The organism is Ruegeria sp. SAZA006 (assembly GCF_059613465.1).
This window is the reverse complement of sequence record NZ_JBXWSO010000004.1, coordinates 569,697-591,762: the sequence shown is the minus strand read 5'-3', so window position 1 is coordinate 591,762 and position 22,066 is coordinate 569,697. Positions and strand designations below refer to the sequence as shown.

20 protein-coding genes are annotated in these 22,066 nt (G+C 61.6%); 11 read left to right on the top strand and 9 right to left on the bottom strand.

Annotated features, from left to right (window positions below):
- Positions 1 to 159 precede the first annotated feature (159 nt).
- Positions 160 to 1,593, top strand: coding sequence for a cache domain-containing protein (locus AC2FNZ_RS05635; RefSeq protein ID WP_496839804.1), 1,434 nt, complete (start codon positions 160 to 162; stop codon positions 1,591 to 1,593).
- Positions 1,593 to 2,237 carry a response regulator transcription factor gene (locus AC2FNZ_RS05630; protein ID WP_170338171.1) on the top strand — a complete coding sequence of 215 codons (645 nt, stop codon included), beginning with the start codon at positions 1,593 to 1,595 and terminating at the stop codon, positions 2,235 to 2,237. The genes AC2FNZ_RS05635 and AC2FNZ_RS05630 overlap by 1 nt, the downstream gene beginning before the upstream one ends.
- Before the next feature lie 30 nt (positions 2,238 to 2,267).
- On the opposite strand, the gene AC2FNZ_RS05625 is transcribed toward AC2FNZ_RS05630, so the two are convergent.
- Positions 2,268 to 2,642 (bottom strand): bleomycin resistance protein, encoded by a 375-nt coding sequence (locus AC2FNZ_RS05625; RefSeq protein WP_170372373.1) that lies wholly within the window; start codon positions 2,640 to 2,642, stop codon positions 2,268 to 2,270.
- 44 nt (positions 2,643 to 2,686) lie between these two features.
- Positions 2,687 to 3,532, bottom strand: a complete 846-nt coding sequence (locus AC2FNZ_RS05620) for a HalD/BesD family halogenase (protein ID WP_496839803.1) — start codon at positions 3,530 to 3,532, stop codon at positions 2,687 to 2,689.
- A gap of 418 nt (positions 3,533 to 3,950) precedes the next feature.
- On the opposite strand from AC2FNZ_RS05620, the gene AC2FNZ_RS05615 reads away from it, so the two are divergent.
- From AC2FNZ_RS05615 to AC2FNZ_RS05590, 6 genes are all read left to right on the top strand, one after another.
- Positions 3,951 to 5,702, top strand: a complete 1,752-nt coding sequence (locus AC2FNZ_RS05615) for an acetolactate synthase 3 large subunit (protein ID WP_496839802.1) — start codon at positions 3,951 to 3,953, stop codon at positions 5,700 to 5,702.
- A gap of 64 nt (positions 5,703 to 5,766) precedes the next feature.
- Positions 5,767 to 7,023 carry a glycosyltransferase family 87 protein gene (locus AC2FNZ_RS05610; RefSeq protein WP_496839801.1) on the top strand — a complete coding sequence of 419 codons (1,257 nt, stop codon included), beginning with the start codon at positions 5,767 to 5,769 and terminating at the stop codon, positions 7,021 to 7,023.
- Positions 7,020 to 7,580, top strand: a complete 561-nt coding sequence (gene ilvN / locus AC2FNZ_RS05605; RefSeq protein ID WP_093962354.1) for an acetolactate synthase small subunit — start codon at positions 7,020 to 7,022, stop codon at positions 7,578 to 7,580. Before AC2FNZ_RS05610 ends, ilvN begins: the two co-directional genes overlap by 4 nt.
- Before the next feature lie 278 nt (positions 7,581 to 7,858).
- On the top strand, positions 7,859 to 8,575 hold the full coding sequence (locus AC2FNZ_RS05600) for a helix-turn-helix domain-containing protein (RefSeq protein ID WP_254920132.1): 717 nt from the start codon (positions 7,859 to 7,861) through the stop codon (positions 8,573 to 8,575).
- Between the two features lie 111 nt (positions 8,576 to 8,686).
- Entirely contained in the window at positions 8,687 to 9,844 is a 1,158-nt protein-coding gene (locus tag AC2FNZ_RS05595; RefSeq protein ID WP_496839800.1) for an aromatic ring-hydroxylating oxygenase subunit alpha, read from the top strand.
- Positions 9,841 to 10,062: a hypothetical protein gene (locus AC2FNZ_RS05590; protein WP_496839799.1), complete on the top strand. Its 222-nt coding sequence runs from the start codon at positions 9,841 to 9,843 to the stop codon at positions 10,060 to 10,062. The genes AC2FNZ_RS05595 and AC2FNZ_RS05590 overlap by 4 nt, the downstream gene beginning before the upstream one ends.
- Positions 10,063 to 10,072: 10 nt before the next feature.
- On the opposite strand, the gene AC2FNZ_RS05585 is transcribed toward AC2FNZ_RS05590, so the two are convergent.
- The 3 genes from AC2FNZ_RS05585 to prfB form a co-directional block, all read right to left on the bottom strand.
- A complete protein-coding gene (locus AC2FNZ_RS05585) occupies positions 10,073 to 10,876 on the bottom strand; it encodes a DUF2189 domain-containing protein (RefSeq protein WP_496839798.1) in 804 nt (267 codons plus the stop codon).
- 24 nt (positions 10,877 to 10,900) lie between these two features.
- On the bottom strand, positions 10,901 to 12,301 hold the full coding sequence (locus AC2FNZ_RS05580; protein ID WP_496839797.1) for an amidase: 1,401 nt from the start codon (positions 12,299 to 12,301) through the stop codon (positions 10,901 to 10,903).
- A gap of 105 nt (positions 12,302 to 12,406) precedes the next feature.
- On the bottom strand, positions 12,407 to 13,534 hold the full coding sequence (gene prfB, locus AC2FNZ_RS05575; RefSeq protein ID WP_170368612.1) for a peptide chain release factor 2: 1,128 nt from the start codon (positions 13,532 to 13,534) through the stop codon (positions 12,407 to 12,409).
- A 78-nt stretch (positions 13,535 to 13,612) separates the two neighbouring features.
- Here prfB and AC2FNZ_RS05570 point away from each other — a divergent pair, with 78 nt between their 5' ends.
- Complete coding sequence (locus tag AC2FNZ_RS05570; protein WP_496839796.1) at positions 13,613 to 14,446, top strand: aminoglycoside phosphotransferase family protein; 834 nt, start codon at positions 13,613 to 13,615, stop codon at positions 14,444 to 14,446.
- Here AC2FNZ_RS05570 and AC2FNZ_RS05565 read toward each other — a convergent pair.
- The 3 genes from AC2FNZ_RS05565 to AC2FNZ_RS05555 form a co-directional block, all read right to left on the bottom strand.
- The gene (locus AC2FNZ_RS05565) at positions 14,440 to 16,929 is read right to left on the bottom strand and encodes a penicillin-binding protein 1A (RefSeq protein ID WP_496839795.1); all 2,490 of its coding nucleotides are present in this window, start codon (positions 16,927 to 16,929) and stop codon (positions 14,440 to 14,442) included. The two genes, AC2FNZ_RS05570 and AC2FNZ_RS05565, sit on opposite strands and share 7 nt — an antisense overlap.
- Before the next feature lie 95 nt (positions 16,930 to 17,024).
- On the bottom strand, positions 17,025 to 18,245 hold the full coding sequence (locus AC2FNZ_RS05560) for an N-acetylmuramoyl-L-alanine amidase (RefSeq protein ID WP_496839794.1): 1,221 nt from the start codon (positions 18,243 to 18,245) through the stop codon (positions 17,025 to 17,027).
- A gap of 65 nt (positions 18,246 to 18,310) precedes the next feature.
- Entirely contained in the window at positions 18,311 to 19,474 is a 1,164-nt protein-coding gene (locus tag AC2FNZ_RS05555; protein ID WP_496839793.1) for a pyridoxal phosphate-dependent aminotransferase, read from the bottom strand.
- Between AC2FNZ_RS05555 and AC2FNZ_RS05550 the strand changes: the two genes are divergently transcribed.
- Together AC2FNZ_RS05550 and AC2FNZ_RS05545 are read left to right on the top strand one after the other, a co-directional pair.
- Positions 19,473 to 20,855, top strand: coding sequence for a M48 family metalloprotease (locus tag AC2FNZ_RS05550; RefSeq protein WP_496839792.1), 1,383 nt, complete (start codon positions 19,473 to 19,475; stop codon positions 20,853 to 20,855). The two genes, AC2FNZ_RS05555 and AC2FNZ_RS05550, sit on opposite strands and share 2 nt — an antisense overlap.
- Entirely contained in the window at positions 20,852 to 21,610 is a 759-nt protein-coding gene (locus AC2FNZ_RS05545) for a DsbA family protein (protein ID WP_170338145.1), read from the top strand. Before AC2FNZ_RS05550 ends, AC2FNZ_RS05545 begins: the two co-directional genes overlap by 4 nt.
- 43 nt (positions 21,611 to 21,653) lie before the next feature.
- On the opposite strand, the gene AC2FNZ_RS05540 is transcribed toward AC2FNZ_RS05545, so the two are convergent.
- The gene (locus AC2FNZ_RS05540; protein ID WP_496839790.1) at positions 21,654 to 22,049 is read right to left on the bottom strand and encodes a hypothetical protein; all 396 of its coding nucleotides are present in this window, start codon (positions 22,047 to 22,049) and stop codon (positions 21,654 to 21,656) included.
- Positions 22,050 to 22,066 lie beyond the last annotated feature (17 nt).

The window sequence follows — 22,066 nt, the reverse complement described above, 5'->3', positions numbered from 1 at the left end:
AAAGGAATACCTATTACTACGTAGATCAGATGGTTTTTTCTGCAGAACGCGCAATTCCCGGGCTCATTTCGACCCGCAAACCGCGAGTTCCGGGCGTTCCGAGCGCCGGAATGCCCAATCTCTTTGCAATTTCACCCCCGCTTGCGTATCGATTCGACCATGGGGAAACTCCGCGCTCTGCTTTCACTGACCTATGCTCAGAAGCTGTCGCTAGTGGCGGCCATTCCGCTGGTCGTGGCCGTGGCCGCGATCGCGGTCATGGTCGCCTATGAGTCCCGCGCGACGGCTGAACGCGAGATCAAGGCGTTGGAGCGCCGGCTGATCGAGGCCAAGAAGGAAGAGCTGCGCAATTACGTGACACAGGCCCGAAACGGGTTCGCATACATCTACGGACGCGCGTCTCCGGATGACGAGGTCGCCCAAAATCTGGTGACCCAGATCCTGTCGGCGATGATCTACGGAAAGGACGGGTTCTTCTTCGTATACGATTATGACGGCAACAACCTTGTCAGCCCGCGCCAGACCGAGTTCATCAACCAGAACTGGGAAGGCCTGACGGACAGTGAGGGCGTTCCGGTCGTCGACGAGTTCATCCGCCTGGCTCGGCAGGGTGCCGGGTGGCACAGTTTCATGTGGCAAAAGCCGTCGACCGGGGAAGAGGCGATGATGATCGCCTATGTCGTCGGCCTGCAGGATTGGCGCTGGGCCGTGGGCACCGGTGTATTCATCGACGACATCGTGGCCACCGTTGCAAATGCCCGCGCCGAGGTCGAAGCGCGGGTGCAACGCACGTTCCTGTACATCGGCGGCATCGTTCTGGCGGCGGTTCTGATCGTCTTCGCCTCGGGGATGCTGTTGAACATCCGCGAACGCCGGCTGGCGGATGCCAAGCTGAAGGAACTGACCAAGCGGGTCATCGACGCGCAGGAAGAAGAGCGCGGCCGCGTGGCGCGTGAGCTGCATGACGGGATCAGCCAGATCCTGGTCGGGGTGCGCTATGCGCTGGACAATGCCCGGCGGCGCCTGTCCAAGGGCGATCATGATGGCGCACGTGCGCCGCTGGACAAGGGCATCGACAACCTGGGCACCGCGATTACCGAAGTGCGCCGCATCAGTCGCGATCTGCGGCCCGGCGTTCTGGATGACTTGGGACTTGGCCCGGCCCTGAAGGCGCTGACCGACGATTTCCGCGAACGGACCGGGATCGAGACCGAGTTCTCGACCGTCGTGTTCCGCAATCGTCTGGACCAGGACAGCAAGATCGCCCTTTACCGTATCGCGCAAGAGGCGCTGACGAATATCGAACGCCATTCTGGCGCATCCCGCGTCACGATCGACCTGCGCGGCCACAAGAAGGGCGCGACCATGCGCATTACCGACAACGGCCGTGGCCTTCGGTCACGGCCGGGCCGGGTCAGCACCGGGATCGGGTTGCGCAACATGCAAGAGCGCATAGAACAGCTTGACGGATCCTTGCGTATCCTGTCATCACGCGGCGCACAAAGTGGTACAGTGATCGAAGTCAGCCTGCCGCTGAGCCACCTGTTGCCGCCGCAGGAAGACGCGACACCCAAAGGAAAGGCCGGTTCCTGATGACCGAAACGATCCGAGTCCTTATCGTCGACGATCACCCCATGGTCGCCGAGGGCATCCAGTCGATCCTCGAGAGTTTTGACGACATCAAGGTCGTCGGCACGTTGGGCAATGGCCGTGACGCGGTGGATCAAGCCGCGCGCCTGCAGCCCGATGTCATCCTGATGGATTTGAACATGCCGGGGCTCGGGGGGCTCAGCGCCACTGAACTGATCCTCGAACGGTTGCCCGATACCCGCATTCTCATTCTGTCGATGCATGACAGCCCGGAATACATCTCGACCGCATTGAGCCACGGGGCCAAGGGCTACGTTCTCAAGGATGTACCGACGGACGAAATCAAGCAGGCCATAGACGCGGTCATGCGTGGAGAGCGCTATTTGTGCACCGGGGCGATCGGATCGCTGGAACCGAAAGAGGATGCGGCGCGCGAAGCGCTCACCGGGCGCGAACAGACGATCCTTCTGGAATTGGCGCAGGGCAAGTCGAACAAGGAAGTCGCGCTGGCGCTGGATATCTCGGTTCGCACGGTCGAAACCCATCGCAAAAACATCAAGCGCAAGCTGGGCATCTCATCAACTGCCGGTCTGACCCGATACGCGCTGGAACATGGCGTTTTGCAAGGAACCGGCGTGGCCTTCTGACGGCCGCGCCATCAGCGCAGCTTCCGCGCTTCAGCGGATTCCCTCGCCGAAAAAGACCAGCGTGCCGTCCTCATCCAGAACGTGAAACTCTCGCTGTTGATATGGCTGATCGAATGGCGCACGGACCCGCCCTTCGGGGAGATCTTCGAGTTTGGGACGCAGGCTTTCGTACAAATCGTCTATATCCTCGACATCGACATAGAAGGATTGCTCGTGGCCCAGCGGCAAGCCATCCGCGCGCGGCGGGCATTCCAGCAGGCGAATTGCAACCGGGCCAAGCCTGAGAAAAGCATAGTTGTCTTGCGTGAACCCACACGCGAAACCCAGACGATCGCAGTAGAATGCAATTTGCCGGCTCAGCGAGGAACACAGGACAAAAGGGGTCAGCTGAAGAATACGTGGCACCTTGCACTCCCTGGCAGGATCTGACGGCTCCACCCTAGCACGGGTCAGTCCAGAAGCTCATCGTTTCGCAACCCCTCCCTGTCGTGATGACACGGCAGCACACGGCCATAGAGCTGCCGGGTACGCTCGACCCCGCCACACATGCCTTCGGCCTCGACAAAGGAGAATATCCCCACGTAGCGCGGCCGTGCACCCGACACCGGCGCCACGCGATGCAAGGAATAGCGCCCCCTAAAGATCTGCAGATCGCCGGGATTGAGCTCCAACTGGCGTACCATTTCCATATTGCCGTCTAGAACCGAGGCCACCTTGTCAAAGTTCTCCTCCTCGGCGGTGCGCAGGTTCGGCGCGTATTCAAAGGCGCCGCCATGCTCGCCATTCTGGATCGCCAGAGTAACCGTGTAGTTGTTCGTGTCGAAATGCCACGGAAAGCCCTGCCCCTCTTCGACCACGTTGATGATCACATCCGCCAATGGATCATCGTAGCGAAAGAACTGATCCGCGGGTTCATTCAACGCTTCGCGGATGAAGGGCAGAAATCCTTCGAACTCGTAGATTCTGCGCAAGGGACCGGTAGACGGGAAATTGTCGGCCGGAACAAAGGCGTTCGACCGGTCATAGAACCGGCGGATCGGGTGGGCGATACCAAAGCGGGGATCGTCCTTGGTGAAATAGGCGTTGGTCCGGTTGAAACTGCGATGCGCGCTCGGCGCGACGGCTTCGGCTTCGGTCAGCAACTGGGTCAACCCGTCTTCGTGAACAAATCCGGGCAAAACTGCGCAACCATCTTTGTCGAGGTCACGACGAATGTCATCGATCAACCGATCATAGGCCGCCGAATTCGGACGATCTATCGGATAGCGCCCTAGGTCCACCAGATCCACCAGCATGCCGTCCTCCCTGACTTGTTCGCAGCTCCAGCCTGACCCAGCCCGGACCCCGCATCATGCCCGTTTCAGACATCGCTCTGACGCATTCTGACCTCTACCACCGCTCGGGACTCGGAAAAACCCGACCAGCATTTCCGGAAATTTCTCCACATGCGGCAATCCGCGCAACAAAATGTCGCAAAATTCGACATCAGAGTCAGGAAATTGGCCAGATTGCCTGTTGACGCCCCTTCGCGCCGCCCATAATGTCTCCTCCACGCAAAAAGGAGCCTCTGGCGATGAGAACGCTAGTCGTAATCGTAGGAACCACGCGCATGGGCCGGTAACGGTAAGCCATAATCGAACCCATGCGCCTCCGAAACTTCGGGGGCTTTTTTTTGTCAAACGCAAGACACATGTCGCGAACGGAGCAAAGCAGATGACACGTGAGATGACCGGCGCAAAGATGGTGGTCCAGGCCCTCAAGGATCAGGGCGTGGACACGGTATTCGGATACCCCGGCGGCGCCGTGCTACCGATCTATGACGAGATCTTTCTGCAAAATGACATCCGTCACATCCTGGTGCGGCATGAACAGGGCGCGATACATGCGGCCGAGGGCTACGCCCGTTCAACCGGCAAACCCGGTGTTGCACTGGTGACCTCCGGGCCCGGCGCGACCAACGCGGTGACCGGCCTGACCGACGCGCTTCTGGATTCGATCCCGATCGTGGTTCTGACCGGTCAGGTGCCGACGTTCATGATCGGCTCGGATGCGTTCCAAGAGGCGGACACGGTGGGCATCACCCGACCCTGCACCAAGCACAATTGGCTGGTCAAGGACACCAACTCGCTGGCGGAAACCATGCACGAGGCGTTTCACGTCGCCACCGCAGGTCGTCCCGGTCCTGTGCTGATCGACATCCCCAAGGACGTCCAGTTTGCCACCGGCAAATACACCGCGCCGAAACCCTCGACCTCGCATTATCAACCGGTGGTCAAGGGCGATCTGGACGCGATCACTGAACTGGTCGCCGCCATCGAAACCGCCAAGAAGCCCGTGTTCTATACCGGCGGCGGCGTAATCAATTCGGGTCCTGCCGCCAGCCAACTGCTGCGCGAGCTGGTCGACGCTACCGGGTTCCCCATCACCTCAACCTTGATGGGCCTGGGCGCCTACCCCGCATCCGGCAAGAACTGGATCGGAATGCTGGGCATGCACGGCCTGTACGAGGCGAACATGGCCATGCATGACTGTGACCTGATGATCAATGTCGGCGCCCGGTTCGACGACCGGATCACCGGGCGTATCGACGCGTTCTCGCCCAAGTCGAAAAAGGCGCATATCGACATCGACCCGTCCTCGATCAACAAGGTGATCCGGGTGGACATCCCCATCGTGGGCGACGTGGCGCATGTTCTGGAAGACGTGCTGAAGGTCTGGAAGGCGCGTGGCCGCAAAACCAACACGGAAGCGATCGCCAAGTGGCAGTCCCAGATCTCGGACTGGCGCAGGGTTAACTGCCTTGCCTACACCAACAGCGAAAAGGCGATCAAACCCCAATACGCGCTGGAACGGCTCGAGGCGCTGACCAAGGACCACGATCGCTATGTCTGTACCGAGGTGGGCCAGCATCAGATGTGGGCCGCGCAGTTCCTTGGGTTCGAAGACCCCAACCGCTGGATGACCTCGGGCGGGCTGGGCACCATGGGCTATGGCTTCCCGGCTTCGATCGGTGTGCAGATGGCACACCCAGACGCGCTGGTGATCAACGTCGCAGGCGAGGCCAGCTGGCTGATGAACATGCAGGAGATGGGCACCGCAGTCCAATACCGCCTGCCGGTGAAACAGTTCATCCTGAACAACGAACGCCTGGGCATGGTGCGCCAGTGGCAGGAACTGCTGCACGGCGAACGCTACTCGCATTCGTGGTCCGAGGCCCTGCCCGATTTCGTCAAGCTGGCCGAGGCCTTCGGGGCCAAGGGGATCATCTGCAAAGACCCCGCCGATCTGGATGACGCGATCATGGAGATGATCAATTACGACGGTCCGGTGATCTTTGACTGCCTCGTCGAAAAGCACGAGAACTGCTTCCCCATGATCCCGTCGGGCAAGGCCCATAACGAGATGCTGCTGGGCGAGGCTGAAACGAAGGGTGTCATTCAGGCTGGCGGCGCGGTGCTGGTTTGATATTGCTTGCGGACACAGGACCAAACTGTTGGCCCTGATGGACGCGCACAGGACAGGACGGAACATGCCCGGCATCCCCACCCAGACAACTCCACGCGAGAACCTGCAGATTTTTGCGGGGCGTCGCGGCTGGCAGTTGGGCATTCTTGTCCCGGCGCTGGTGCTTGGGGTCTTTGTCATCTGGCTCGGCCTCAGCTGGAGCGAGATCGCGGCCAATGGCAGCGCCGGCTTTCCAATCGACTTTCGGGTCTTTTGGGCCGCTGGGCGTCTGGCCCATCTGGGCGAACCATTGTCGGCCTTCAGTGTCGACAGCCTGACCGCCATGCACAACGTCATCAAGGAAGATGACTGGATGCCCTGGTCTTACCCGCCGGCGTTTCTTGCAACGCTGCAACCCTTGGGCGCCCTTCCCTTCCCCATTGCCTGGCTGGTCTTCTCGATCGCGTCGATCGTTGCGATGATATTCGCAGCCCGGCCGTTCGCGGAAGGCATCACACCGGTCTGGTTTGCGTTTGCGCTGCCGCCCGCGATACTGCCGACCCTGTTCATGGGGCAGACCGCTGCCCTGTGGATGGCCGGTTTGCTGGCGGCGCTTGCAGCGCTCAAGAACCAACGTTTGGTCCTTGCCGGCTTTTTCATCGGCCTTCTGACCCTCAAACCTCAGCTGGGCATCCTGATCCCCTTTGCGTTGCTGGCGTGCCGGGCGTGGCCGACCATCATTTCCGCCGGCATCACGACCCTGGTTATCTCAGGATTGGCGACCGCGCTCTACGGTCCGGAATACTGGCTGGAAATGCGCAACATGATGGCGGTCCACTTTTCGGTGGTGCGTGAAACCATCGTCGAAAACAATCTGATGCTCAGCCCTTATTCAACACTCGCCAGCTTTGGGCTGCCCGAGCCTGTCGCGTTGGCCGTTCAGTGGACGATCACAGCCTGCGCGGCCATCATGGTCACGATCACCTGGCGCAGCCCCCGCATCGGTTTTGACCTGCGTGCCGCTGTGCTTTCGCTGGCGGTCATGCTGTCCACCCCATACCTGTGGTTCTACGAATCTGCCCTGATCGCCGCTGCGGGACTATTCCTCTTGCGCGCAGGTGTATTGACGAACAGCCCATGGGGCCTGGCGCTGGCCGGAGCGATGTGGTTGGGTGCCGCCCCCGCTTTCTTCGCCTTTCTGTTCCGCGGCGAGGCCGACATCTCGATCCGCCTGCTTTTTGCACCGCTTTTGTATCTTTCCTGTCTGGTCTGCATCGGCGCCGTTGTTCAACGGCTGCGGGCGCCAGACTATTCCTCTGCCAACGATGAGGTCTTCCAATGACTGCACTCAAGATCCGAAAAGGTTCCACCCGCCACTCGGCCTACAACCTGCGCCCGACCTTCTCGGACGTGCAGGAACGCCACACGATCGCTGTTCTGGTCGAAAACGAACCGGGGGTTCTAGCCCGAGTCATCGGGCTGTTCTCGGGGCGCGGCTACAACATTGAAAGCCTGACCGTGGCCGAGGTCGATCACACCGGACACCTCAGCCGAATCACGATCGTCACCACCGGTACACCGCAGGTGATCGAGCAGATCAAGGCTCAGCTGGGCCGCATTGTCCCGGTGCATGACGTGCATGACCTGACTGTCGAAGGCCCCTCAGTCGAGCGGGAACTGGCGATCATCAAGGTTGTTGGCGAAGGCGACAAGCGGGTCGAGGCGTTGCGTCTTGCAGACATTTTCCGGGCCAATGTCGTGGACAGCACGTTGAATTCGTTCATCTTCGAAATTACCGGCGCGCCGGACAAGATTGATGCATTTGCCGATCTGATGCGCCCGCTGGGCTCTGTCGAGGTTGCACGGACAGGCGTCGCGGCCCTGCTGCGCGGCAACTGATTTTCCGCGAACCCATCAAAACGCCCCGTCGCCCTTGTCGACGGGGCGTTTTGCGTTTTCGGATCGATTTCCGCAGGTACATAACTGAGCAATCACAAGAAAAAGACCATACAAATGGGCTTAATGCCTATTGCGTTCGCGCCTGAGCGCGTTACGCTTGGCCAAGAACATGCAACCTGCGTGTTCTATGGGGTCAATTTTACGATTTCTTGACTGGCGACCGGCCTTTCTGGCCGTTCCGGTCGTGTTTCCCAAACCGTTGCAAACCAGAGTGAGACATGGCCGTAGACACTCGCACGCCCGCCGAGCTGCGCAGCATGCTGGGGGCGAATCTCAGGCAACTTGCCGACCGCTATCCTTCGGTCGCCGAGCTGTGCAGACAGCTGGGCGTCAACCGCACGCAGTTCAACCGGTATCTTTCTGGCGAGAGTTTTCCACGCCCGGACGTTCTGGACCGGATCTGCCGGTTCTTTGACGTGGATGCCCGCATTCTGCTGAAACCGCTTGAGGAAATCCCCGCGCCCCGGCGCTGTGACCTGCCTGAAAGCGTGGTCCAGTTCCTTCGGCCCGGACTGGCAGCCTTGACCGAGGACGCGTTTCCAAGCGGCGTCTATCTTGTGACGCAACATGGCGGCGAAGGCGATCCACGCGCCCATCATTGGCTGGTTCAAACCCGGCACCTGCATCAATGTGCTGTCCTGCGCGGCTTCCTGCCGCCGGCAATGGCAGGCACGCGTTCCGCCACGGGCCGTGAGCTTCGTGGCTTCGCCGCCTGCGCCGGGCCCAATATCTACGCAGTGTTGTCGCGCGAGGCTGGTCGTGACAGCAAGACGATCGTGATCCGCAAGGACATGACCGATAGCAACGGCGTATGGATCGGTTCGTGCATGGAGCACTCTGCGGCTACTCCGCACATCTACAGATTGGAAATCCGCCATCTGGGCCACGACTTCCGGGCAACGCTGGAGGCAGCAAGACTGGCGCGCCGGACATAGGAAACCGCCTAAAATCCCGTGCATGTCGTTGTGAGAAAAGCCGGAGTCGCAGAAGTGTAAGCGAGGGCTGGTCCCGGATGCCTAGGCTGGTGGTGAAGCGAGGAGAACCAGATGGCCAGCACCCCAACCGATCTGTCGGCTGTTCGTCAGAGCATTGAAACCGCTCTGGGCCTGCCCAATGCACATTATACGGACCCTGCCCTGCACGCCGAAGAAACTCGGGCCCTGCTGCTGGATGGCTGGGCCGGTCTCGCGGTAACCGCCGATGTCCCCAAGCCCGGTGACGCGGTTCCGCTGGAGTTCATGGGTATTCCGCTCCTGTTGCTGCGTGACCGTTCCGGTACGGTCCGTGTGTTTCAGAACATCTGCCGTCACCGCGGCATGATCCTCGTCGAAGAGCCCCGCAAGATCGAAGGCGCCATTCGCTGCCCCTATCACAGCTGGTGCTATTCCACCGAAGGCCGGCTGGTCGCCACGCCGCATGTGGGCGGCCCGGGCCAGAACGCACATGACGCGGTCAGCAAATCGGAACTCGGCCTGATCGAGGTGCGCAGCCATATCTGGCGCGACGTGGTGTGGATCAACGTCTCGGGCGACGCGCCGGCGTTCGAGGATGCCAACGCCAGGCTGATCGAGCGTTGGGCCGAGTTCGACAAGCCGCAATACCACGGCGGCCCCGAAAGTTCCTTTCGGTTGGACGTCAATTGCAACTGGAAGCTGGCGGTCGAGAACTACTGCGAAAGCTATCACCTGCCGTGGGTACATCCCGGATTGAACAGTTACTCGCGGCTTGAGGATCACTATCACATCCAGGAGCCCGGCCTTTATTCAGGTCAGGGAACCTTGGTCTATCGGCAACTGAAAACTGAGGACGGTCGGGTTTTTCCCGATTTCGAAGGCCTCAGCGAGAAATGGGACACCGCAGCCGAATACATCGCCGCCTTTCCCAACGTGCTGTTGGGCGTGCACAGGGACCACGCCTTCGCCATCATTCTGCGGCCCGAGGCCCAGAACCGGACCTCGGAGCACATCCACCTGTTCTATTCGGCGCCGAATACCGATGCGGATTTGCGCGCCCGCAATGCCGAGCAGTGGAAAGTGGTCTTTGAAGAGGATGTGTTCGTCGTCGAAGGGATGCAGCGTGGTCGCGCGGCGCCGGGGTTTGACGGCGGACATTTCTCGCCGGCGATGGACGGGCCGACCCATCTGTTCCACGACTGGGTGGCTCAGCGTCTGATGGCACATCGCACCGAGCTGGCCGCTGAATGACCGACCTGCACACCCGCCTTCTGCAGGCGCATGCGGCGGGTGACATCGCGGCTTTGGCTGAGTTGTACGAACTGGCCGCCGCAAGCCAGCAGGACGACGACGCCCGGAGCTTTTTTCTGACCCACGCCTATGTCTATGCGCTTGAAGCCAACCTGCCCGGCGCGGGACGTCTGCGTCAGATGCTGGTCGACATGGGCCGCGAAGTGCCCGATTCCTGACCCCGAGAACCTAGGCTTGGGCCGCTTCGACAACCGGCTCTGCCGCTGCGCCGTCTTCGGTGATCTGCCGATACAGGTGCCAGCTGGCATGACCGAACAGAGGCAACACGATCAGCAATCCCAAAAACCATGGCACCATGGCGACAAAGGTCGTGACCGCAATGAAGGCACCCCAGCCCAGCATGACCCGCTTGTTCACGCTGACATAGGCATAGCTCGAGATCATGGCGGTGACGAAGTCGAGCTCCCGGTCCAGCAGCATCGGAATCGACAACACGGTGATCATGTAGAGCAGGATGGCAAAGATCGCGCCTACAGCAGTGCCGACAGCCAGCATGGCCAGACCGTTGGGTGTCAGAAACACCTCAAGCGATGACGACACGTTTGTCATTGTCGACAGCCCCATGAACAGCGCAAAGATCATGTGGCCGAGAAAGAACCAGAACAGAAACATCACGACGATGATCGCGCAGATCGACGGCAACTGACGGCGGCTCTGCTGGATCACGACACCGAAGATGGCGCCATAGTCCAACGGCTCATTTCGCTCGAGCCGGTGCGATACCTCGTACAAACCCACGGCGGCGAACGGCCCGATCAGCGGAAAGCCGATGGCAGCCAGCACCAGCCAGAACGAGGTACCCGTTTGCACGGTTACCCAGGCCATCAACCACCCGACCAGAACGTAGAAGCCGCCGAACAGAAGGCCAAAGACCGGTGCGCGGCGATAATCCTGCCAGGCACGATGCAGCGCCGTGCGCAACATGCCGATATCCGCCGGTTTCAGCGTTGGCACTCCGAATGGCTTTTCCATGTTCCGTTTCTCCTCCCCTTGCCCTCAGGCCATGGCCGGGCGTTTTTGCGGCCAATGCGTCACGGCGTGATAGGCGGCCCCCAAAGCGAGCAGTTGCGCGTCGCTGCCGCGCGGCCCGAACAGTTGCATTCCCATCGGCAGGCCTCCGGGGCCGAACCCCGCCGGTATCGACAGGCAGGGCAGACCAATCAGGCTGACCGGCGTCACCACCTGCATCCAGCGATGATAGGTGTCCATCGCGACCCCACCAATGCTGCGCGGATACGGCTGATCCACAGGGAACGGCCACACCTGAGCCGCGGGCAACACCAGCGCATCATACTCGGCAAACAGTTCGACCGCCCGACGGTGCCAATCCGAACGGGTGACGCTGGCTGCATGGACCTCCATCGCTGTCAGGGCCAGACCCCGCTCCAGCTCCCATTGCGCGGTGTCCTTCAGGACGTCTTTCCGGTCGGCCAAAGGCAGCAGACTTGCTGCTACGTTCCACGACCGCAGGGTGATCCAGCTGTCCCACAGGCGCTCGGCATCGAAGGGCGGCGGTACGTCCTCGACGGTTGCGCCGAGTCCCTCAAAAATCGCCAACTCGTTGCTGCATTGGTTCAGAATCCCCTCCTCGGTCGGGAATGCGCCGCCCCAATCGCCCAGCCATCCGATCCGCATCCCATCCAGGCTTTCGACAGACAATGGGGTGACGGGTTCGCAAGGAACGCTCAAAGGCTGCCTCGGATCGGGGCCAGAGATCACATCCAGCAATAGCCCGATATCCTGCGGGCTGCGGGCCATCGGTCCCAAGGTGGAGAGCTGGTGCAGGAACAAATCACCCTGCGGTTCCGAAGGAACCCAGCCCCAACTGGGCCGGAAACCGTACACGTTGTTCCACGCGGCCGGATTGCGCAGGCTGCCCATCATGTCCGACCCATCCGCCAGCGCAACCATCCCAGTGGCCAAGGCCACCGCTGCGCCACCCGAAGACCCACCACAGGACCGGGCCGGATCATAGGGGTTCCGGGTTGCCCCATAGACCGGATTGAAGGTGTGCGAGCCCAACCCGAACTCCGGTGTGTTCGTCTTGCCGATCAGAATAGCCCCGGCAGCCCGCAACCGTGCTGCGATCAGATCGTCGACGGCTGGGACGTGGTTGCGAAAAACCGGCGACCCCTGGGTCGATGCGATGCCTGCCACATTGACCAGGTCTTTGACGGCAATCGGAAGCCCATGCAGCGGCCCGCGGCCCGACTTGTCGTCGGCGGCCCGGGCTTGTGCCATAAGCTTATCCTCGTCCTGCAGCGCGACGATTGCATTGACCTGCCCGTTCACCTGGGCAATCCGGTCGAGCGTCGCGCGCATCAACTCGGTGGCCGACAAATGCCCTGTCGCGAGTTTCTCGAGAAGATCAGCGGCTGAAGTATCGCTTAGGTTCATGGGGTTACGTCCGAGCTTTGCTTGCGCTCAGCCTAGCGACCCTATGTGTGCATTTAAACCCGGTGTTTTGGATATATCTTTTCCACGCAGATCAACTGCGCGGCATCAGTCGTCCGACTGCGCCTCGGCCCGGCTTTTGCCCGAGACCTTGAGAGCCAGAGTGGCCGCCATGAATGCATCCAGATCACCGTCCAGAACCCCTTTGGTGTCCGACGTCTCGTAGCTGGTGCGCAGGTCTTTGACCATCTGATAGGGCTGCAGAACATAGGACCGGATCTGGTTGCCCCAGCCGGCATCGCCCTTGGCTTCGTGCGCGGCGTTGATCTCGGCGTTTCTGCGGTCCAGTTCCATCTGGTACAGGCGCGATTTCAACGCTTTCATGGCGATGTCGCGGTTCTGGTGCTGCGATTTTTCCGAGCTGGTCACCACGATGCCGGTCGGGATGTGGGTGATCCGCACCGCCGAGTCGGTGGTGTTGACGTGCTGACCGCCCGCCCCCGAGGACCGGTAGGTATCGACACGGATATCGGCCGGGTTCACTTCGATCTCGATATTGTCGTCCACTACCGGATAGACCCAGACCGAGCTGAACGACGTGTGCCGCTTGGCCGCCGAGTCATAGGGCGAGATGCGCACCAGCCGGTGCACGCCGCTTTCGGATTTCAGCCAGCCATAGGCGTTATGGCCCGAGATCTTGTAAGCCGCCGACTTGATCCCCGCCTCTTCGCCCGGGGTTTCCGACTGCAGCTCGACCTTGTAGCCCTTCTTCTCGGCCCAGCGGACATACATCCGTGCCAGCATCGAGGCCCAGTCGCAGCTTTCTGTGCCCCCGGCGCCCGCGTTGATTTCAAGGAAGGTGTCATTGGCGTCGGCCTCGCCATCCAGCAGCGCCTCGAGCTCTTTTTCGGCCGCCTTGTCGCGCAGCTTCTTCAGGGCTTCTTCGGCATCCTTGACGACCTCTTCATCGTCCTCCATCTCGCCCAGTTCGATCAGTTCGATGTTGTCGTTCAGATCGGTCTTGATCGACTCGTAGGTTTCGATGGCATCGACCAGAACCTGCCGTTCGCGCATCAGCTTCTGCGCGTTTTCGGGGTTATCCCACAGGTTGGGGTCCTCGACGCGGGCGTTGAACTCCTCCAGCCGGTGCGGCGCGGTTTCATAGTCCATACGCTGGGCCAGCAGCTCCAGCGATTTTTGGATCTCGGCCACGATGTTCTGGATTTCGGCGCGCATGGTCAGGTCCCAACTTGCTCAATCAGGCCTGCGTGATAGCAAGAGGTTCAGGCCACCACAAGATGACCCGAAAAGCAAATGCAGCACGGACCAGAGCAGTTCCTGAAGAAATGGCATCTGGCCGACCCGCGGCTGGTGGCTGATACCGGCGCGGCACGTGTCTGGCGGGCCAAACGTGATAACGGGTCTGAAGTCGCGCTCAAACTCTATCGCCGCGCCGGTCGCGGAAACGAGGCGCCGGGATGCCGCCTGCTGGCTGCCTGGCGCAACCGGGGCGCCGTCGCGATCCTGGCCGAAGACCGCCGGGCGGTCATGATGGAGTGGCTCGAGGGTCCGACCCTCGGCGATCATGCACGGGCGGGCAACGTGGCCGACGCCTTGACACTACTGGCTGAAACGGCGCGGAACCTGCACGCTGCACCGGTGGTTGAAGTGAGCGGACTGAGGCCTTTGGAGCAAGTGTTTGCACCGCTTTTCGACGTCGGATTTGCCGATCAATGTACGCGGCTCCTGCAAACCGATATGCGGCGCGCCATAGCTTTGGCCCAGGATTTGCTGCAGACGCAGCCCGTGCATCGCCCCCTGCATGGAGACCTGCACCCCGACAATGTCATCCTGACCTCATCCGGCCCGCGCGTGATCGATGCCAAGGGTTATATCGGGGATCCGGCGTTCGAACTGGCAAATGCGCTGCGGCACCCAAAAGGCATGCCGGACCTGGTGCGCGAGGTCGGGCAGATTTCCGCGTGCCTGGATCTGTACGCCGCCGCGATGAATGTTTCGCGGGCGCGTCTGGCCCGGTGGGCGGCGGCCAAATGCGCCCTGTCCATATTCTGGCGGTCCGGCGGATCGGTCGAGAGTGACCCGGAGGCCGATCTGCTACGCCTGTTTCTAAGCGCTGCAGATCAGTAAAGTCCGCCGCCCTGAAGGTCGCCCTGGCTGGCCTTGGGCCCCACGATTATGGTCTGCCCGGTCGAGGTCTGGACCTGGCGCCCACCATTGGTCACCTCTTCGAACAACGGCAGATCGGACCCCATCGCAAAACCACCGTCATAGACACGGTCGATGAACCCGTCGACGCCATCACGGAAGTACTCGGCCACCACATAATCACCCGATGCGTCATCCGGCAGACGGGCACCGCTGAAACGGTCGATCTTGATGAACTGCCCACCCGGCGGCACTTCGAACGGACCGCCGCCGTATTTCTCGACGGCCTTTTCCATAAAGCTCTGGAATACCGGACCGCACAGCGTGCCGCCGTAAGCACCCCGCCCCATCGGGCGCGGGCGGTCGTACCCGATGTAGCACCCGGCGACGATGTTCGAGGTGAAGCCGATAAACCAGGCGTCCTTGGATTCGTTGGTCGTACCGGTCTTTCCAGCCGTCGGAACCGGCAGATTTACCACGCGAGACGCGGTGCCGCGATCGACCACGCCCTTCATCATCGACGTCAGCTGATAGGCCGTGATTGCATCCATCACCTGCTCTCGGTCGGTCACGATCGTGGGTGAGGCATCGGGCTCCAGCCAGCTGGAGTTGCAATCCAGGCACTGCCGGTCATCATGCCGATAGATCGTTTTGCCGAACCGGTCCTGGATCCGGTCGACCAAAGTTGGTTCGACGCGCTCGCCGCCGTTGGCGAACATCGCATATGCCGCCACCATCTTGTAGAGCGTCGTCTCCTCCGCCCCCAGCGCATTGGCCAGGTAGGGACCCATGTTGTCATACACACCGAACCGCTCCGCGTATCCCGCAACCACCGGCATCGAAACCTCTTGCGCCAGTCGGATGGTCATCAGGTTTCGCGACTGCTCGATCCCGGTGCGCAGGGGCGTCGGCCCGTAGAATTTGTTGGTCGAGTTCTTGGGCGTCCAAAGGCCCTGCGGTGTGTTCACTTCGATCGGGGCGTCCACGACGATGGTCGCGGGGCTGTAGCCACTGTCCAGTGCCGCCGCATAGACGAAAGGCTTGAAGGCCGATCCCGGTTGGCGCTGCGCCTGCGTGGCCCGATTGAACACTGAGTCCTGGTACGAGAACCCACCCTGCATCGCCAGAACGCGGCCCGAGTTCACATCCATTGCCACGAAGCCCCCTTGGACCTCGGGAATCTGACGGGCGGACCATTGGCCCTCTTCCCCGGCAACGACCAGGATCACGTCGCCGCGTTTGAAGTTTGCCTTGAAGTCGCCCTGCATCCATTTGATGTCGCTGCGCGGGATGATGCCGTCGGCCGGACCGTTCTCGATCCCCACCGTCAGCTGTTGTTCAGCAACATCCAGCACGACCGCGGGGTACCATTGCGTGGGCAGCACCACGTCGCGCGGGATTTCCATGATCGCCAGAGCTTCGCGCCACTGGGCTTCGTCTTTCAGTTTTTCCTCGGGGATGGTTTCACCCGTGCCGCGCCACTTGCCGCGCGATCGGTCATATTTCTGAAGCGCCTCGCGCAGGGCGCGCGCGGCTTCGACCTGCATCTCCTCGTCAACCGAGGCCCGGACGGTGAAACCACCGGTAAAGAACTCGCCCTCCCCGAAATCCTCGCTCAGCTGGCGGCGGATTTCGTCGGTGAAATAGTCGCGCGGTGGCAGTGCGGTGCGGAAGCTTTCGAAATCACCGTTCTGAACCGAACGCAGAGGTTGCGCCACTTCGGTCTCGTAGGTTGCCTGATCGATGTATCCGTTCTGGTACATCTCGCGCAGCACGTAGTTGCGGCGATCCAACAGACGCTGTTTCTGGCGCACCGGGTGATAGTCCGAAGGCGCCTTGGGCATCGCAGCCAGCGTCGCGGCCTCATGCGGGGCCAGTTCCTGCAAAGTCTTGTTGAAATAGGTCTGGGCAGCGGCGGTCACGCCGTAGGAGTTTTGGCCAAGAAAGATCTCGTTGAGATACAGCTCAAGGATCTGTTCCTTGTTCAGCGTTTTTTCCAACCTGGTCGCGAGGATGATTTCCTGAATCTTGCGTTCGACCCGCCGGTCGCCTGACAGCAGGAAGTTCTTCATCACCTGCTGGGTGATGGTCGACGCGCCGCGCAGCGTCTCGCCCTTGGATTGGACCGCCTCGATCCCGGCAGCGATGATCCCGCGCGGGTCGTACCCCTGATGCGAATAAAAGTTCTTGTCTTCCGCCGAGATAAACGCGTGCTTCACGAGGTCAGGGATTTCCTCGGACGGGGTGAACAGGCGGCGCTCCTGCGCGAATTCGTCGATCAGTTGGCCCTTGCCCGAATAGATACGGCTGATGGTGGGCGGCTTGTACTGGGCCAGCGACTCGTGGCTGGGCAGGTCGCGGCCATACATCCAGAAGACCGCGCCAATCACCAGCGCGACCATGAAAATACCCAAGGTGACGAGGCTGAAAACCGCCCCAAAAATCGAAAGAATGAACCGGATCACGTTGCTGCCTTTTGTTCGCGGTGACGCCTATATAGTGTCGCTGCACCCAAGGGTCAAAACACACGGGCGCATTCTAGCCACTTTGCGCCGCAGGGTCACTGCCCAATCAAGCCGCGGCGGATCAGATCCTGCTGGCGCCAGGCTTCAAGACCTTGGTGAATTCCCTGCGCCATTCCGATGCGCCACTCGGGATTTACGAGGTTTTTCAGGTCTCTGGGGCTGGAGAGGAATCCGATCTCGACCAGAACCGAGGGAATGTCGGCAGCCTTGAGGACGGAAAACGACGCACTGCGGATCGGGCGCCGATTCATGGGGCCGCCCTGCTGCCCCATGCCGTGCGCCAGTGCATGGGCCAAAGCTTCTGAGCGTGGCTGGGTCTCCTGCCGTGCCATGTCCAGCAAAACGTCGGCGATCTGGTCGTCCGAGCCGCTCAGGTCGATACCCGCGATCAGGTCACTGCGATCGTGCCGTTCGGCCAGTTTCTGGCTGGCCACGTCCGAGGCCTCATCGGAGAGGAAATAGACAGTGGCCCCATGAGCCTGCCCCTCGGACAATGCATCCGCGTGCAACGAAATGAACACATCGGCGCTGGCCCGATGGGCCAGAGATATTCGGCGTTCGAGCGACACGAAGTGATCGTCCACCCGGGTCATCACGACCTCGTATCCGCCGGCGCGCAGCAAGTGTTCCCGAAGTTCGCGCGCAAACGTGAGCATCAGGGTTTTTTCGTTAACGCCACCCGATTCCGCGCCGGGGTCGATGCCACCATGCCCCGGGTCCAGCATCACGCGCAGCGGTCGTTCGCCATCTCGCGGCACAACCGGGGGCGTGACGGCAGGCGCAGGCAAATCCCAGCCCGGATTGCGCGGCGCACCCGCGCTGGCGGCAAAACTGTCGAAATCCGTACCTTTTAGATTCAGCGTCAGAACCGCGGCCCCGCTGTCGGGGTCCACGCGCATGGCCGCCGTATCGACAGCTAGGGGCGCCCCCAGATCCAGCACCATCCGAGACCAACCGGGCACATAGGCGCCGAACTGGACCCCGCTGATCCGACGGGTCTGCAACAGCTTGGTCCGGTCAAGGCCGCTCCAGTCGACCTCCTGGAAATCGATGACCATTCGGTACGGGTCTCGAAGCGTGAAAACGCGATATGGGACGCCCTGGCTGAGCCCCAGCTCAAGCGTCACCCCCGCCCCCTTGCCGTCTGTGATCCGGCTCTGCTCGGGCAGGACCCGCGCCAAGGCGTTGAAGTCCTGCGCCAAAACGGCTCCGGCCAGCGCCCAAATCAGCGCACATACAAAGAAGATCCTGCTCATGGCCTCAAGTTTTCCCGAGATCGTTTGGCAGGAGCCTATCGCAGCGTGGCCGGTTTGTGAACGCCTCAGGCCGACTTCTGCGGGGTCTGGCGATCCGCCATGAAGCTGCGCAGCCGTTCAAGGCCCTGCTCGATGTCCTCGGTCGACCGGGCGTATGAAAAGCGCAGGGTCGTGTGGCCGCGCACCGGGTCGAAATCCAGCCCCGGAGTCACGGCGACGCCGGCCTTGTCCAGGATCTCGGCGGCAAAGGCGCGGCTGTCATCGGTCAGGTCCGAGACATCGGCATAGACATAAAACGCCCCGTCGGGTGGCGCGATGTTGGTGAACCCGGCCTCGGGCAGGCCCTTCAGCATCAGGTCGCGGTTGCGGCGATAGACGGCCAAGTTGCCCTGCAGTTCCTCATCGCAATCCATCGCGGCCAGCGCGGCGACCTGGCTGGCATGGGGTGCGCAGATGAACATGTTCTGGGCGATGCGCTCGACCACGCGTACCTGATCTTCGGGCACCACCATCCAGCCGACCCGCCAGCCGGTCATCGAGAAATACTTCGAGAACGAGTTGATGACATAGCACTCGTTGGTCAGTTCCAGCGCGGTCACGGCTTTGGCCTCGTATTCCAGCCCGTGATAGATCTCGTCGCTGATGAACGAGGCCCCCTGCCCCCGCGCGGCATCGATCAACGCGCCCATGGCGGCGTGGTCCAGCATGGTTCCGGTCGGGTTTGCGGGCGAGGCCACCATCAGCCCCTGCAGGTCGAGCCCGGCAAAGTCCTGTGGCACCGGTTGCAGGCGATGCTCCGGCGCGGTCGGCAGATCGACCGGCACCAGACCCAGCGCCCGCAGAATCTGCCGATAGGACGGATAACCCGGCGCGCCGATCCCCACCCGGTCACCGCTGTCGAACAGCGCGGTGAAGGCCAGCAGGAATCCGCCCGAGGATCCCGGGGTGATCACCACACGCTCGGGGTTCAGATCGACGTCGTACCATTCGCCGTACATCCGGGCGATGCGTTGCCGCAGCGCCGGCAGACCCAGCGCGACGGTATAGCCCAGAGGGCCTTGCCGCATCGCTTTGGCCAGCGCCTCAAGCGCGCCGTGCGGGGCGCCGGTTCCGGGCTGGCCGACCTCCATGTGGATGATGTGGCGGCCAGCCTCTTCAGCACGGCGCGCGGCCTCCATCACGTCCATCACGATGAAGGGATCAACGCCCGACCGGGTTGAGTTTCGCATGCCCATCTCCCATGTTGCGACCATGGCTTTTGAACGCGGATCCCGGCTGGCGTCAATCCCGGCAATTCTGCTGGCGGTGGCGCTGTGGATGGCGTCGACCGCGCAAAGCCACGCGCAAAGCCTGATCCGCGACCCCGATATCGAACACGGGCTGCGCGAACTGGCCTTTCCGATCTTGCGCGCCGCCGGCCTGAACACCAACCGCGTGCGGGTGATGGTCGTCAAGGACGGCACGTTCAACGCGTTCGTCATCGACTACAACACGATTTACCTGAACCACGGACTGATCCTGACGGTCGACAGCCCCGAGATGCTGCAGGCCGTGATCGCGCATGAGGCGGCGCATATCGCCAACGGGCACCTCGCCCGTCGGGCCGAGAACCTTCGGGCCGCTCAACGCGCGGCCGGTTTCGGTACCGCGCTGGCTCTGATTGCCGCCGCTGCGGGCGGCGGAGAGGCCGCCGCGGGCATTGCCGCTGGCACCCAAGGGGCCGCAATCCGCAGTTTTCTGGGCCATACGCGGGCCGAAGAATCCTCGGCGGATCGCAGCGCCGCCAGCTACCTGCGTTGGGCCGAGATTTCGCCCATTGGCATGGTCGAACTGCACCGCAAATTCGCAGGCCAGGAATTGCTGAGCGAGATCAATCAAGATCCCTATATGCGCTCGCACCCGACCAGCCGTGAACGCCTGCGCGCTGCCGAGGAATTTCTGTACCAATTCGGGGATCGGGCGAAATCTAACCCCAATGCCGACTACTGGTTTGCGCGGGTCAAGGGCAAGCTGTCCGCGTTTCTGCGCTCTCCCGGCTGGACCCTGCGGCGGGCCAAGGAAGAAACAGCGCAGGATATTCGCCTGATGCGCGAGGCCGCCGCCCATCATCAGAACCGAAACCTTTCGGCTGCCCGGGCAGCCATCGATGGTGCGCTGGCCATCCGCCCTGACGATCCGTTCTATCACGAACTGAAGGGGCAGATCCTTTTGGAGAACCTTCGGGTCTCGGAGGCGGTCACGGCCTATGCCAAGGCGTCCGAGCTGGCTCCGACCGACGCATTGATCATGGCAGGCTACGGGCGCGCCCTGCTTGCCGACGGACAGACGACAAAGGCTCTGCAGGTGCTGGAAAGCGCACGCGCCCGGGACTACCGGAACGGCCGCCTGATGCAGGATCTGGGAATGGCCTATTCCAAGGTCGGCAACTACGGTATGGCATCCGCCGTAACTGCCGAGCGTTTCGCCCTTGAGGGGCGCCTGCTGGATGCCGGAATTCACGCAAGACGAGCCATCGGTCAGTTGCCCGAGGGCTCGACGGGTTGGCAACGGGCACAGGATGTGCTGATTGCCGCAGAACAAGCTGAGAAATCGAAAAGGAACCGGAAATGATCCTCAGACACGCAGCACCTGCCCTTCTGGGGCTTTCCCTGATTGCCGGTCCGGCCAATGCGCTGGATCTGTCCTCGATGACCGAATCCGAAAGAGCAGAGTTCGGAGCGCAAGTGCGGGAATACCTCTTGGAAAATCCCGAAGTCATTCTCGAGGCGATCAACATCCTGGAGCAGCGCAACGCTGCCGCCGAAGCACAGGCCGACCAGCAATTGATCGCAGAAAACGCCGACGAGCTGTTCAATGACGGCTATAGCTGGGTCGGTGGCAACCCGGACGGCGACATCACCCTGGTCGAGTTCATGGATTACCGTTGCGGATACTGCCGCCGCGCGGTCCCCGAAGTGGACGCGCTGCTGGCCGAGGATGGCAACATCCGCCTGATCATTAAGGAATTCCCAATTCTGGGCGATGCGTCTGTTCTTTCGTCGCGCTTTGCCATCGCCACCAAGCAGGTCGCCGGGGATGACGCGTACAAGCAAGTCCATGACGCCCTGCTGGAATTCACGGGCGAGCCTTCCGAGGTGACGCTGCGCCGTATCTCGGATGGGCTGGGACTGGACAGTGACGCCATCCTTGCGGCGATGGACAGCGACGAAGTGACCGAAGAAATTGCCAAGACGCGGGCACTGGCGCAGCGCATGCGGATTTCGGGCACCCCATCCTTTGTTCTGGGAACCGAGATGCTGCGGGGCTTCCTGCCCGCAGATCAGATGAAACAGATCGCTGACGGTGTGCGGGCTGAACGCGGCTGAAGCAGCTGGGGCGGCCTGATCGCCGCCCCGTTGAAACGACGCCCTAGTCGTATGGATACGGGGCGTCGCATTTCATCGACACGACCCATGTCGGAGTTCCAGTTTTTCTGAATTGGGTCGCAGGCACGGATTTGCCACGAATTCCTGATGGAATGACGCCACGCCCCTGCCGTTTGCTTTCAGCCAGAATTGCCTGCAGGTCCTGTGGATTGTCGTACTTGCGAATACCGGTGTTTTCAGAAATGGGGCCGGTTGGGCAGTAGGTCGCTCGGGCGATCTGTTTCGCCAAAGCGTAGGCCGCCTGGGCATACTGACCGGTTCTGAACGATACCGCGACCCGAGATGCCAGCTGCGGGTCGACATTCATGATCGGGGTCAAGCGGCCCCGCGGTTTGCCGGTCCCGCCCGGGCTGAGCCGGACGTCTGCGCGCGTCGTCATTCCGTCATTGTTGAACC

What these genes read in the sequence shown, in the direction of transcription:
- AC2FNZ_RS05635 (WP_496839804.1), top strand. Translation starts at nt 160, where the DNA reads ATGGGGAAACTCCGCGCTCTGCTTTCACTGACCTATGCTCAGAAGCTG.
- AC2FNZ_RS05630 (WP_170338171.1), top strand. Translation starts at nt 1,593, where the DNA reads ATGACCGAAACGATCCGAGTCCTTATCGTCGACGATCACCCCATGGTC.
- AC2FNZ_RS05620 (WP_496839803.1), bottom strand. Translation starts at nt 3,532, where the DNA reads ATGCTGGTGGATCTGGTGGACCTAGGGCGCTATCCGATAGATCGTCCG.
- AC2FNZ_RS05615 (WP_496839802.1), top strand. Translation starts at nt 3,951, where the DNA reads ATGACACGTGAGATGACCGGCGCAAAGATGGTGGTCCAGGCCCTCAAG.
- AC2FNZ_RS05610 (WP_496839801.1), top strand. Translation starts at nt 5,767, where the DNA reads ATGCCCGGCATCCCCACCCAGACAACTCCACGCGAGAACCTGCAGATT.
- ilvN (WP_093962354.1), top strand. Translation starts at nt 7,020, where the DNA reads ATGACTGCACTCAAGATCCGAAAAGGTTCCACCCGCCACTCGGCCTAC.
- AC2FNZ_RS05600 (WP_254920132.1), top strand. Translation starts at nt 7,859, where the DNA reads ATGGCCGTAGACACTCGCACGCCCGCCGAGCTGCGCAGCATGCTGGGG.
- AC2FNZ_RS05595 (WP_496839800.1), top strand. Translation starts at nt 8,687, where the DNA reads ATGGCCAGCACCCCAACCGATCTGTCGGCTGTTCGTCAGAGCATTGAA.
- AC2FNZ_RS05590 (WP_496839799.1), top strand. Translation starts at nt 9,841, where the DNA reads ATGACCGACCTGCACACCCGCCTTCTGCAGGCGCATGCGGCGGGTGAC.
- AC2FNZ_RS05585 (WP_496839798.1), bottom strand. Translation starts at nt 10,876, where the DNA reads ATGGAAAAGCCATTCGGAGTGCCAACGCTGAAACCGGCGGATATCGGC.
- AC2FNZ_RS05580 (WP_496839797.1), bottom strand. Translation starts at nt 12,301, where the DNA reads ATGAACCTAAGCGATACTTCAGCCGCTGATCTTCTCGAGAAACTCGCG.
- prfB (WP_170368612.1), bottom strand. Translation starts at nt 13,534, where the DNA reads ATGCGCGCCGAAATCCAGAACATCGTGGCCGAGATCCAAAAATCGCTG.
- AC2FNZ_RS05570 (WP_496839796.1), top strand. Translation starts at nt 13,613, where the DNA reads ATGCAGCACGGACCAGAGCAGTTCCTGAAGAAATGGCATCTGGCCGAC.
- AC2FNZ_RS05560 (WP_496839794.1), bottom strand. Translation starts at nt 18,245, where the DNA reads ATGAGCAGGATCTTCTTTGTATGTGCGCTGATTTGGGCGCTGGCCGGA.
- AC2FNZ_RS05550 (WP_496839792.1), top strand. Translation starts at nt 19,473, where the DNA reads ATGCCCATCTCCCATGTTGCGACCATGGCTTTTGAACGCGGATCCCGG.
- AC2FNZ_RS05555 (WP_496839793.1), bottom strand. Translation starts at nt 19,474, where the DNA reads ATGCGAAACTCAACCCGGTCGGGCGTTGATCCCTTCATCGTGATGGAC.
- AC2FNZ_RS05545 (WP_170338145.1), top strand. Translation starts at nt 20,852, where the DNA reads ATGATCCTCAGACACGCAGCACCTGCCCTTCTGGGGCTTTCCCTGATT.
- AC2FNZ_RS05540 (WP_496839790.1), bottom strand. Translation starts at nt 22,049, where the DNA reads ATGACGACGCGCGCAGACGTCCGGCTCAGCCCGGGCGGGACCGGCAAA.